The following is a 12,301-nucleotide window of genomic DNA, read 5'->3' as shown; positions in this document are numbered from 1 at the left end:
CCGTATTTGGGGCATACGCCAAAATGTGTGTCTGGTGGCCTAGTCGTTAGCTGTCCATTCGGTCCGGGTGTGAAACTCGTTCCAGTCGATGCCAGTGCCGTGGCGCATGGGTATGCGCAATATCAATGTTTTCAGGCCATTCCACCGTTCTACCCGCTCTTCGTTTTGCCATGTCTCGACCCGTTTTCTGTGGGGCCATAGTCGGTGAATTAAGCAGTACCGCTTAAGGGTTAAGGGTCAAACCGCGGGTCTTGTTCGCATGTGTTGTCGGCGCGCCGCCGATTAGCGCGGTTGTCCGTAAGCGTTTCGACCTCGAGTTTTCGTCTTCTCGCGGCCTATCTCGCAGTTGTGTGTAGGGACACGGGCACGCCACTGACATCCCAGAATCCAGAACCGCTAAAAACCGCCATTCCACACCATACCGATACCAGCATTCCCGCCGTATGCCACGGCAGACTACACACAACTGCAAAATAGGCTCCGCGACAAGGGGCTAAAGGGTTCAAGGCCCAACCGCGTTCAAACCGTGGGCCCTGTCCGTGGGGCTTATCCGCGCGCTATCCGCGTGCCGGCTTATCCAAGTGCGTTGCTGACGTGTCGTTGGGCTAGTTTGGGCGTCTCGCCATCCTTTTCCCATGCCATTGGTTGAGCTGCGTGAGCCATGCTGTCGCGTCGCCAACGGCTTACTGCGCGGGTTTGAGCAGTTCCTTGCCTGCTTGGCTTTCGGGCTTGTTCGTCAGATCGGCCCGGGGCGCTATTCTCCCGGTTTCTCGCGCTGAGTCCTCCGTAACAGGCGAACACCGAGCCTACAATGAAACTCATGACGCTTCGCATCGCTCCGATTGAACCGCAGTGGTTCGGGCAGAAAGCACAAGTCCAGTCACGCACATGGCATGAGCTGAATCAAGGCCGCATCCCTCAGGAAATCGTGGACGCGATCACCCCCGATTTCGCACTGAGACTGACGCGCGACGTTGCGAACAACAGCGGTCAAGCGACATTGGTGGCGTTGGACGACGATCAGGTAATCGGATTTGCGGAACTGCTGCGCACTCCACGACCGCCGATCAACCGGCCTGACGCGGCGGAACTGGCCTCGCTCTATGTACTGACCACCCATCACCGCAAAGGCGTCGGATGGATGCTGATCGAAGCCGGCAAACACGCGATCGGCAACGATCGACTTGTTCTATGGGTGATGGCGTTCAACGCGAACGCGCAAGGATTCTACCGACACATCGGATTCCACGAAACCGGTCGCACGCAAACCGAGGACATGGGACAGGAACTGGAAATGATCAACTACGCAGACGAACCCAATCAACGGTAAAGACCTGATACCATGTCCCATACACAGGTCCGCAGCAATGCGAGACTTCCAAGAGCCGGGGAGTCCCCCGGCATTTTTCATTGCCCCAAAACGCTATGTCAATCTTGTCCGACGCAGCGACGGATGCATGACACCAGTTACAGGAGATACCCGCCGGTAAGCCAATAGGCTGTCGCATCGGCGGTCAGCAGGATGGCGACAACGATCAGCACGCCATGCAGCACGAGGTCGAACGACTCTAGGTTCCGCGCCTTCCACTCGTCCAGTCTGGCGGCGAGCGCGTCAAGACGATTGCATTGGACGGCAACATACACGACCATCGCCAGGCATTGACTGACCACGAACCATAGAACCAGCAGTAGCGTGGCAGTGACGACGCTACGCGATTCCCCACCGATGAGCATCACTGCGTAGAACGTGGGATCGGTAAACGAGGTGACCGCGAACACGAAACCCATGACGACATGCCCCAACGCACTGCCACGAACGATTTCACGCGGTTGTTTCTCCTCGCGCTTGGGGCCGGCGAAGACCCGTTTCGCCACCCATATCAGGATGATGATGGATACGGCGAGTTCCGCGATCGCCCAGAACCGACTGCCGTCATCAGGCAGGATGCTTTGCAGAGCGTCGGCCGCCGCAGCTCCCATCGACGCCGCGAGCACCGTGCCCACAAGAATCGTGGAGCCCGCGAAGGACAGGGAAAACAACGTGATGCGAGACTTCCCCTCCCCGCGCAGCCTCATCGACATCATGTATACCGCGGTGATGGGGTCGATGCCGAGTACTCCCAGCCCGATCGTATTCAGCATCCGATGAATCAACGCGCCGCCTCCAACTCGTCGATCTTGCGGCGGAAGGAGTCAAGATAGCGATTCACCAGTCGCAGTATCGCCCGCTGGTCCTCGACCGACATCTCGTCGAACACCTCGCTTTCGGCGCGTTCGACCGGCAGCACCCGCTCACACATCACACGCTCCCCCTGCGCGGTCAGATTCATGCGCATCTCCCGACCTTCACCTTGACGCAGTTCGATCAGCCCGTCCTGCACCATCCTTCTGACGGACGAGTTCACCGTCTGCTTGTTCAGGCATGCGTACCGGCACACGGCAGTCTGGGTGCATCCCTCCCCCAGGACCAGCATCGCCTGCAGGATGCCGTATGCGCTGTCGGACAGCCCGCGCGCGACGGCTATCTCATGATAGAGCCCATCGATCTGCCGGTTCAGCCGATCGAACTCCCGTAAGGTCTCGTTCTGCCTGAATTCCACGATCACGCCTTCCGTTCATATTTCGAGTATGAAATCATACTCACAGAATAGTATGATTTCATACTCGCGTCAACGTCCCACCACAATCCGCACCAGCAGCGCAGGAGCCCCGTTCCGGCGCGGCCATGACGACATCCTGCCCAGCCGTCATTGCAAATCACGACGTCTTCTGGCAATCTGCGCCGTACACAGGTCCGCAGCAATGTGAGACTTCCAAGAGCCGGGGAGTCTCTCGGCATTTTTGTTTTTCAGACCGAGTATGAAAGTCGTTCCCATCGTCCTGTTCGCCAGCCCGTCGACCCGAGCCCACACCCGAACCTAGGAACCTTACCCACACCCACTTCCTAGGTTCCTAGGTAACTTCCTAGGTTCAGGTTCGGGTTCAAAACATTCGGCACGGCCTCGGCTCCTACTCAAAAATGCGGCTACTCAGAAGCCACCAGCCGGTATCGGCGCTTGGGGCTGTACTTGGATCCGATGCCCTCGACAAGATTCTCATCCATCAGACCGGACAGGTAGTCGCGAATGGTCTTCGAGGACACGCCCGCCGCGTTGGCCAACTCGGATGTGCTGGCGCTGTTCCGCTCGGCCAGATACGAGAGAATCGCCTGGCGCATGTTATCCCGCGAGTAGGAAGTCCCTTCTCGCTCGGTCATCCTGCGATGCCCAAAGATGATGCGGAATTCGCTCAGCGTGCTCACCGGCACCGGCGGGTCCATGAGCGCATCGGCAAGAGAGCCTTCGATGATCGCGTACCCAGTACCGCGATTCTCCACCACGCGACCGACCTGACCATCGATATCCGTGTACGGTACATCCTCCAGAATGCGCGAGAGGAACTGGTTCCGGGACTGGGCGCTGCCCTTTTTGCCGAGTTCGTCCACGGTCAACGGGCCGAACAAACCACCGGGATTGATGATCTCCAAACGGTCCGGGTACAGCTCCACACGCACCGGCGCTCCCTGCGCGTCCAGCGAGTAGTCACGGTGCATCAGGGCGTTCGCCACCGCCTCTCTGACTGCGGCGAGCGGATACTCCGGCACGTCCTCGCGCAAAGCGCCCTTGACCACGGCACCGTGCCTGATGTTGCGGGACACCGCGCGCAACGCGGCGAGCAGCATGACCGGAATCGACCCGTCGATGTTCTGCGAATTGACGAACCTTCGACCGCCCGCCGAGACATCGCCCTTCACCGACGTGGGAAACGCCGAGAACACGATGTTCAGCCGGGGGAAGAACTTCTGCGGGAAAGCCCCCAACGCCATCAACCCGGCGACCGTGGGACGCAGCACATCCTGCGCATCGTAGGCCAGCACACGACGATTGACCATCAACTGCTCATCGCTCATGGACGCAGTGCCGCCAAACGATCCCCCTCGCTGGATGTTCAACCATCCGTTCAACAGGGTCTGGTCCAAGTCATCCACTGTGGCTTCGTCGACGATGGCGACATCGTTGCGGGCCATCCGGTACTGGTTCTCCATGAACCGATCGATCTCGTACATCGTCATCTTGTAGTCGCCATCGCCGGTACGCAGATACGAACCCTTGGACCTGCCGGCCTTGCGGATGTAGCAGGGCTTCTGGCGCACGTCCAGTTCGGGGATATTGGCGACGACCACCGGCTTGCCGCCGTAATGCAGCACGAGGATGTCGGCCATGATGGACGGGCTTATGCGGTCACGCGCCGCCTGCGCAAGCTGGCTCTGGAGCATTTTTACGTCCACGTCCACCGAATCGAACGTTTTCTCGGAGATGCCGAGAATGACCACGCCGCCCGACGTGTTGGCGAACGCCACCATGGAATCCACCACGGAGGACGGGAAACCGCCCTTGGCGTCCTTGATCTCATAATCGGCCAGATCGGTGTTGGCCTCGCGCATGGCATTCACCGCCACGGCCAGGTCATCGTCGGTAACGACCTTGGAGAACATGGGACCTCCCTGCACGTCGAAGAAGAACCTAGGAAGCAACCTAGGAACCCAAACCCTGAAACTTCCTAGGTTCAACAGTAGACTTCCTAGATTCTAGGGTCAAGTTCCTAGGTATGCGGCTTAACGTGCAGGTATATTGAGGTCTCAAACCTTGAAAACAAACCAGAGAACGCGCGACTACGCAGTTCCCACTAAGCACACTTCAGCAATCGACCGACGACGATTCGCTGCATCTACACTGAATTCAGTGTAGAATCAAGCGAAAAGCAACGTCACGACAACACAGACGACATAACGAACGCGCATGCGCCCCGGCCACCGGATGATGCCGTTACAGTCCGTCACAACACGCCATGGACGTGGTAACAGAAGTGGTACGGCGGAGGCGCGAAGCCCATGAACGCCAAGCGGCAATAGTGCTGAGCCCCGATGAAGGTTGGGGTCTCGTATCCTCCGCCAACAGGATTTTCGGAGAAATCCGAAAGCCCTTTTTCATGCCGGAAACGGCGTCATTTCAACGATTTCGGAGCATTTCTCCGATTCGCACGCGCTCCGTTATGGTCCGTCTCGACCACCCATGAGGGACTCAGCGCGACCAAGCCCGATCCCGGCCCTGAATCCCACGAACCCAAGGGATCCAGCGCAGCCGAAGCCAATCTTTGCCCCGAATCCCACGAACCCGGGGGATTCAGCGCAGCCAAGACCAATCGCGGCACTGAATCCCACGATTCCGAGGGACTCAACGCGGCTCCGCACGATTTTCACGCTGAGTCCCGCATCAACACCCACCCAACACCGGTGGCAGACCGGAGACAACCAGCCAGCACCACCACGAAACGGCGGAATTCCAATGATCCCCCAATCCATGACCGACAGGCAACTGCGGGACCGGCGCCCACGCCGCGGGGCTCAACGACGAAACCACCCATAACCGCGTCGAATCCCACGAATCCGGGGGATTCAACGCACCCCACCCCGGTTCCCCGCACTGAATCCCACAGCACAGGCGAACACCGGCCCAGCGTGGCGGAACCGCCCCCACTCTGCATGCCGACCGACCATCACCATAGAAGCGTCGGGCGCAAGCTGGTCGAAACCGGCAAACACGCGACCGGCAGCGATCGGCCCGTCTTGTGGGTGATGACATTCAACGCGAACGCGCGAGGCTTCTACCAACACACCGGATTCCGGCGCCACCGGCCATACGCAAAACCGAAGACACGGGCCCGGAACTGGAAATGACCAACTACACGGACGGTCCATCAGCGTACGTTTGTTGAGGTATTGGCCCCCATAGTCTCAGCAAACGTGCGCCGGGCAATAGTGCTGGGCAATGGCGCCACGCACCGCAGCCCAGCAGCCCAGCGAGCCGCAGACAAGCGCACCGCAGGCCAGCAAGCACCTCTTCGCGGCACAGTCACTCGGACAGCAGGCGCACGTAACGCTGCACTTCTTCGTCAAGCTGCTCATCGGTGATGGACAACATGCCATGAATCGCGAACGGCTTGACGAACGTCATACCGACATGCTTGGCCGTGGTCTCCAACGGCTTGAGCAGTTCGGGGCCGGTGACGCCGAATTCGCCCTCATGCGTGTACTTGGACTTGGCGCCGCCCACGGTGATGGCCAGCTGCAGCTCCTTGCCGTGCAGCTTGTCGCCGCCATGCCACTTCTTCAGGCTTGGCATAATCGTCGTTGCCATTGAAACAGCGTTGGCGTTTGCCGTCAATGTCACCGGACTATATCCGGCCATGCGCAGAACGTATCGGCAAGACGCCTGCCAAAACGTCACCAACGCACGGAGATGCGCTCGCCAATATGCGCGTCGGCGGGCGCGGCGGCAAGCTCGTCGACGATGGCGATGGCGTAGTCGGCATAGCTGATCGCGCTCTCGCCGTCCGCATTCGTGGTGAACTCCTCACCGGCCAGCACATACCGGCCCGTGCGAGGGCCGTCTTCGCGGAAATCGGCTGCAGGAGAAACGTACGTCCACCGCACGTCGGAACGCTTGCGTAGTTCAGCGAGCGATTCGCCCATCGCGGTGGCGAGCGGCTTGAACTCGGGCGGGAACCCTTCGGACTGGCTCAGCTGCAGCGTATGCGCCTGATCGAGATACAGGCTGCCCGCGCCGCCGACCACGATCAGTCGAGTATCGGTGCCGGGAAGCGCGTCCGCCAGATGCTTCAGCGACGTGGAATGCTGAGAGAGAGTCTCCGGCGTCCACGCTCCGAACGCGTCGACGACCGCGTCGAAGCCCGCCAGATCCGCCGCAGTCAGGTCGAACAGATCCTTGACGATTGCATGCGGGGCGACGGTCCTGTTCTCGCCACGCACGACGGCGGTCACGTCGAATCCGCGGTCGACGGCTTCTTTGGTGATGAGGCTGCCGGACTTGCCGTTGGCGGCGACGACTGCGATGCGCTTGCTCATGATGTGCTCCTTGGTACTCACGATGCCGCTGCGGACAAGTACGCTGCCATTCCGCAGCGGCATGCTTCTTACGAATACGAACTGACCCACTTCACGGTATTGGAGTACCTATCAAAAGGGAAGAAGGCACTCTAAAGTGCTATAGTAACCGAAAAGGAACTATTGGATTATTCCAACGATAGTGAAGGGTTACTCATGGTCGATGTCAACGCTCTTCCGGCGTGTCCCGTAGAGACAACACTCGCCCTGATTTCCGACAAATGGAAGATACTGATCGTGCGCGATCTTCTGGACGGCACCAAACGCTTCAGCGAACTGCGCCGGTCAATCGGCAATATCTCACAGAAAGTGCTCACTTCGAACCTGCGCCAGATGGAAGCCGACGGCCTCGTGCTTCGCAAGGTCTACGCCGAGGTGCCGCCGCGCGTCGAATATTCGCTGACCGGCACCGGCCGCAGCCTCAAAACCGTCATCGACGCACTGTGGAACTGGGGCGAGGACTATAAGGCCGGACTCACCGCCTAGACACGCAGCACGAGGCCGCACGCCCAACCGCCCCCACACAGGGCGTTCCCGTGGGTTATTCACCGGCCCACCTCACCCCACCTGCACTGCACACGCACCCGCATCCGCACCTAATGGCATCACGCGATACCATGCGGCGTCACGCGACATCGCGGATCACTGACGCACCGCCTGCGCTGCCCCGGGCGCAAACGTCACAAGCCCCTACGGCTCTACAATGAGCGGAATGAGCGGAATGAGCGGAATGCATGGGATGAATGGCGAGAACGAGACCACAACAGGACGTACGGAGCCTGCGGCGCCCACCCTCACGGCTCCTACCCCTGCGGCTCATACCCCCGCCTTGCTGGCGGCGTTGATTTTCCTGGTGGCGCTGAACCTGCGCCCCGCCATCGCGGCGGTGGGGCCGGTGCTGGTACGCATCGGCAGCGACCTGGACTGGGGCGAGAGCACACTCGGCATGCTGGGCGCGATGCCCTTGTGGGCGTTTGCCGCGGTGAGCCCTCTGGTGCGGTTCGTCACCGCCCGCATCGGTGCCAACCGCACAATACTGGCGGCATTGCTGGTACTTGCCATCGGATGCGTGGTCCGATCGTTCGGCGGCCCGGCCGGCGTATGGCTGGGCACGCTGGCCGTGGGCGCAGGCATCGCCGCAGGCAATGTGCTGGTGCCGGTGGTCGCCAAACGCGACTACGCGAAACACCTGCCGTTGGCCGTCGGTGTGTATTCGGCATGCATCACCGCAGGGTCGGCCACCGCCGGACTCACCTCCGCCTCGTTGGCCGATCGGCTGGGCGGATGGCGCGGCGCATTGGCGGCGTGGGCGGTGCCGGCGGTGATCGTGGCGGGATTGTGGACGCTGCGTGTAATCCACAACAGCACAGGCATCGGGAGTGACGGACATACTGAAGAGCGCACCGCCGATCACACCTCAGAACGCACCGACAGCTCAGCCGAACGCACCGGCAGCACCGCCGAACGCACCATGGGCACCATCGGCGAGCAGTCTGTCCGCCCCCGCCCGCAGACCGAAGCCGGCACCCATCAGGCCGTCCCGCGGCATAACGTTCCACGGCATAACGACCTGCAACATACCGACCCGCAACATACCGGTCACAATGCCGACGCGACCATCCACGCGAACCACCCATCCGAAACCACCCCACTGTGGAGACGACCAATGACATGGTGGGTGACGATGTTCATGGGCCTACAGTCGGCCGCGTTCTACACGATGTGCAATTGGCTGCCGGCTGTGGCCTCGGCTGCGGGGTTCGACGATGCCACTGCCGGCGTACACCTCTTCGTGTTCCAGTCGCTCGGCATCCTTTCCGGGCTGCTTATTCCCGCGTTGATGCGGGTGCATGGCGATCAGCGCTGCGCCGCACTCGTAGCCAGCCTGCCGATGGTGGTCGCCGGCATGGGATGGATGCTGCTGCCCAACCTCTCGTTGCCGTGGAGCCTGATTGGAGGCATGGGCCAAGGCGCGGCACTGGTGGTGGCGCTCACATTGATCTCCCTGCGTGGAAGCACTCCGGCCGAGACCGTCGCCCTCTCGGGCATAGCCCAATCGATCGGCTACCTGCTGGCCTCGGTCGGACCGCTCGCGTTCGGCGCATTGGCCGAACTGACCGGCGGCCGATGGACCGCGCCGCTCATCCTGTTCACCGCACTCGCCGCCGCACAATGCGGAATCGCGTTGCTTGCAGGCCGCGACGCGTCGAATACTCACTGACCATGCCGACCGCAGTCTTGAAACCGTGATCAACACCCTGTCCTCTCCTAACCGATATCGGCAAGTCGACGCCGGCGAAGGCACTTCCAATCCCCCAATGTGCTTGGTGGCATGATACCAAGGCGTCGTACACTTCTTCGGCATTCCGACATCGTGAAGTACCCCACAGCCAAGACCGCGAGGGCAAGTTGGCGATGAACCTGCGCGATCCAGAGCACACCCCGGGCAGCCGCCGCCATTCTCATGCATCTGGAACATGTCGGCCAGACGAATCTGCGCAGTCTCGACCGTAACCTGCGCAGTCTCGAGCACAACCTGCGCAATCACGACCGCAACCTGCGCAGCCCCTGTCTGAAGAGCCGCCGTTATTCCAAAATCACCGAATCGCAAAACGGCTTGATTGCAGGGTTTTCAGCCACCGCACCATGCGCCGGGCAACCTGTTTCCATGGGTTCTTCAGCAACCCCCTGCGCAGGTTCGCGCCTCGACTGCGCAGGTTCGCGCCTCGACTGCACAGGTTCGCCACGAATCTGCGCAGATTCGTCACCCGATCGCACAGGTTGCCGTCAGCGTCCCTTGCCACCAATGGCTGCCGAGCGCCGTCCGGTACGGCACCGGCACCGGCACCAACGACCGCAACACATGATCACAACACAGAGACCGCAGCGTAAAAGGCCACGGCACAGATGACCAGAGTTGGATAACCAGGGGTCGACGAGCGCAGCGCAGATAGCGCCGCAATGCAGTGCGTCGTCACCGCAACTCCACCCCCGCCCATACCCCTTACCCCCTGAGGCCCCCTATCCCCCGGTTTCAGCCTCAGATATTGCTCTTCAACAGCAGTGCAGCTGCCCACTATCTGAATAGGGGGTATATGAAGTCTTAATGCGGGGTTATTCTCGGGGGGAAATCAGAAAAGAGGGTTGCATAATGGCATGCAACAACAAGAAACAACAGCATATCGAGAATCATGACGCGCGCGCCGCAGCGCGCGGAAACACAAGGACAAGCGGCGCCCCGGCACGGCGGCCCCGCACACAGGCCACGCCACGAACCAACGGCCGCACAGCATCAGCGATTCGCGACAATTCCACAGCACGCCCCAACAACGGGCCGCATCTGACGCAGCCGACGATGGACGATCTCGATGACCTGCATGCCTTGTTCGCGGATCCGCGCACATGGTGGAATTGCCCGAACCACCGTCACACCAGCATTGCGCAGACGCGGTCGATGCTGGAACAGTGGATCACGGATTGGCAACAAGACCACATCGGCTATTGGATTCTGCGCGATGACCGAGGCCGCTTTCTCGGCACGGGAGGCGTCCGACGCTGCGGCGACGCCATGGACATGCGCTACGCCGTGCCGCCGCACCTATGGCATCGGAAATACGGCTCCTATCTGGCTTCCAACGGCATCGAGGCCGCCAAACTCTATAATCCGACGATTCCCGTTTTCGTCACTTCCCTCGCGCGCAACATCACATCATGTCTGATTGCGGAACGTCTCGGTTTCGTCGTCGTGCGCCGCGATTTCGATCTCACTGCGGACGCAGCGTCGCGCCGCATCTATGCGAATCGTGCGGTATACCAGCAGGATATCGACGACTACATGCGTCTGAGCCAACGGCCCGGGCGGATGGCCTGAACGAACCCGCATGGGCGACCTCGCATGGGCGAATGCCGATCCGAATGACAGCCGAACGGCGGTTCGAATAACGGCCCGCACGACAGCCTGAATGAATGGCCGAACGGCGGCACCCACCATATGCAAGACGCGGGCGCGAGGCGACGCCCCGATGAGGGGACGTCGCCTCGTGCCCGCGTTACTCCGCCGGGACACTACCCGGCCGGAACGTTATTCGGCCGGAACACTACTTGGTCGGGACCTTGCCTTCCTGGGCGTGGTCGAAGTTCGGCACGTTCTTGCCGTCGAACTTGTACACGCCGATGTTGGCGGAGCTCGGATCGTTGCTGGAGTTGAACGGTCCGATGCCGGTCAGGCCCTTGTACTGGATGTCCTTGCCGTCTTTCAGAGCGGCGAGGCATTCCTTGTAGGACTTGCATTCGGTGCCGCCGTTCGCGCCGGAGACGGCGGCCATGTTCTTCTGGATGGTTTCGCCGTCGGCGCTGCCGCCCTTCTGCGCGGCGAGCGCGGCGAGGATGATGCCGTCGTAGGTTTCGGCGCCGTAGGTGAAGGTGTCGATGTCCTTGCCGTACGCGTCGACGAGCTGCTTCTGGAAGTCGTCCGAGGCCATGACGCCGGGGATGGTGCCCTTCGAGCCTTCGAGGAGGCCTGCGTCGAGGTCCTTCGAATAGTCGGCGGTGTTGCCGTCGACGAAGTACAGTTTGTGCGTGTCGACGCCGGCGGAGGCGAGCGCCTTGATGAGCGGCTTGGTCTGGTCGAACGCGATCACGGCGACGGCGTCCGGGTTGGACGCCTTGATGGCGGTGGCGATCGAGGAGAAGTTCGTTTCGGTCGGGTCGAACGCGTCCTTCTCACCGTAGACGATGTTGACGCCTGAATCCTTGACGGTCTTGACGACGGTGTCGCGCAGGCCGGTGCCGTACTCGTCGTTGAACACCGCGACGGCGAGGTTCTTCACGCCGTCCTGTGCGATGACCTGGCCGAGCACGGTGCCTTGGACGGTGTCCGGCGGGACGGTGCGGAAGAAGTAGGGGCTCAGGCCGGAGAAGTCGGAGCTGGTGGCGCCCATGGAGAGCATGGGGATCTTCTGTTCGGTGATGGTCTTGTATACGTTCTTGACGACGGAGCTGGAGGCCGGGCCGATGATGAACGACGGGTTCTTGCTGAGCACGGACTGCGTGGCGGAGGTGTTCTGGTCGGCGTGGTCCGCGTCGGAGGTGTCGGCGTCGACGGTGGTCACGTCTTTGCCGAGCACGCCGCCGGCATCGTTGATGTCCTTGACGGCGAGTTTTTCAGCGGCGAGTTCGGGCGGCGCGAGGTAGGCGAGCGAACCGGTTTCGGGCCACAGGCCGCCGAGCGTGAAGGTGTCGACCTTCTTGGAGGCGGAGTCGCCGGAACCGGATACGGCGGTGTCGTTCGTGCTGGAC

10 protein-coding genes are annotated in these 12,301 nt (G+C 61.1%); 4 read left to right on the top strand and 6 right to left on the bottom strand.

The genetic code is table 11. The features are described 5' to 3' along the window. Positions 1 to 820 precede the first annotated feature (820 nt). A complete protein-coding gene (locus BFAL_RS10185; RefSeq protein WP_152973652.1) occupies positions 821 to 1,330 on the top strand; it encodes a GNAT family N-acetyltransferase in 510 nt (169 codons plus the stop codon). 137 nt (positions 1,331 to 1,467) lie between these two features. On the opposite strand, the gene BFAL_RS10180 is transcribed toward BFAL_RS10185, so the two are convergent. From BFAL_RS10180 to BFAL_RS10160, 5 genes are all read right to left on the bottom strand, one after another. After that, positions 1,468 to 2,142 carry a hypothetical protein gene (locus BFAL_RS10180; RefSeq protein ID WP_201780457.1) on the bottom strand — a complete coding sequence of 225 codons (675 nt, stop codon included), beginning with the start codon at positions 2,140 to 2,142 and terminating at the stop codon, positions 1,468 to 1,470. 8 nt (positions 2,143 to 2,150) lie between these two features. Beyond that, positions 2,151 to 2,600, bottom strand: coding sequence for a MarR family winged helix-turn-helix transcriptional regulator (locus BFAL_RS10175; RefSeq protein WP_055428268.1), 450 nt, complete (start codon positions 2,598 to 2,600; stop codon positions 2,151 to 2,153). A 425-nt stretch (positions 2,601 to 3,025) separates the two neighbouring features. Then, positions 3,026 to 4,534 (bottom strand): ATP-binding protein, encoded by a 1,509-nt coding sequence (locus BFAL_RS10170; protein WP_055428264.1) that lies wholly within the window; start codon positions 4,532 to 4,534, stop codon positions 3,026 to 3,028. Positions 4,535 to 5,951: 1,417 nt separating this feature from the next. Continuing rightward, entirely contained in the window at positions 5,952 to 6,236 is a 285-nt protein-coding gene (locus BFAL_RS10165; RefSeq protein WP_160319061.1) for an NAD(P)H-dependent oxidoreductase, read from the bottom strand. 86 nt (positions 6,237 to 6,322) lie between these two features. Next, complete coding sequence (locus BFAL_RS10160; RefSeq protein ID WP_055428262.1) at positions 6,323 to 6,964, bottom strand: SDR family oxidoreductase; 642 nt, start codon at positions 6,962 to 6,964, stop codon at positions 6,323 to 6,325. A gap of 195 nt (positions 6,965 to 7,159) precedes the next feature. Between BFAL_RS10160 and BFAL_RS10155 the strand changes: the two genes are divergently transcribed. The 3 genes from BFAL_RS10155 (at position 7,160) to BFAL_RS10145 (ending at position 10,874) form a co-directional block, all read left to right on the top strand. Further along, on the top strand, positions 7,160 to 7,489 hold the full coding sequence (locus tag BFAL_RS10155) for a winged helix-turn-helix transcriptional regulator (protein WP_055428261.1): 330 nt from the start codon (positions 7,160 to 7,162) through the stop codon (positions 7,487 to 7,489). A 226-nt stretch (positions 7,490 to 7,715) separates the two neighbouring features. Next, entirely contained in the window at positions 7,716 to 9,224 is a 1,509-nt protein-coding gene (locus BFAL_RS10150; RefSeq protein ID WP_160319060.1) for an MFS transporter, read from the top strand. 885 nt (positions 9,225 to 10,109) lie between these two features. Beyond that, positions 10,110 to 10,874 (top strand): GNAT family N-acetyltransferase, encoded by a 765-nt coding sequence (locus BFAL_RS10145; RefSeq protein WP_082440536.1) that lies wholly within the window; start codon positions 10,110 to 10,112, stop codon positions 10,872 to 10,874. 226 nt (positions 10,875 to 11,100) lie between these two features. On the opposite strand, the gene BFAL_RS10140 is transcribed toward BFAL_RS10145, so the two are convergent. Then, positions 11,101 to 12,301 (bottom strand): ABC transporter substrate-binding protein (locus tag BFAL_RS10140; RefSeq protein WP_055428259.1); only part of this gene is annotated, 1,201 nt, incomplete at its 5' end.

This window comes from Bifidobacterium aesculapii (assembly GCF_001417815.1).
GTDB classification, from domain to species: domain Bacteria; phylum Actinomycetota; class Actinomycetes; order Actinomycetales; family Bifidobacteriaceae; genus Bifidobacterium; species Bifidobacterium aesculapii.
Note: the sequence above shows the minus strand (reverse complement) of the source record. Positions and strands in the feature narration are given on the sequence as shown.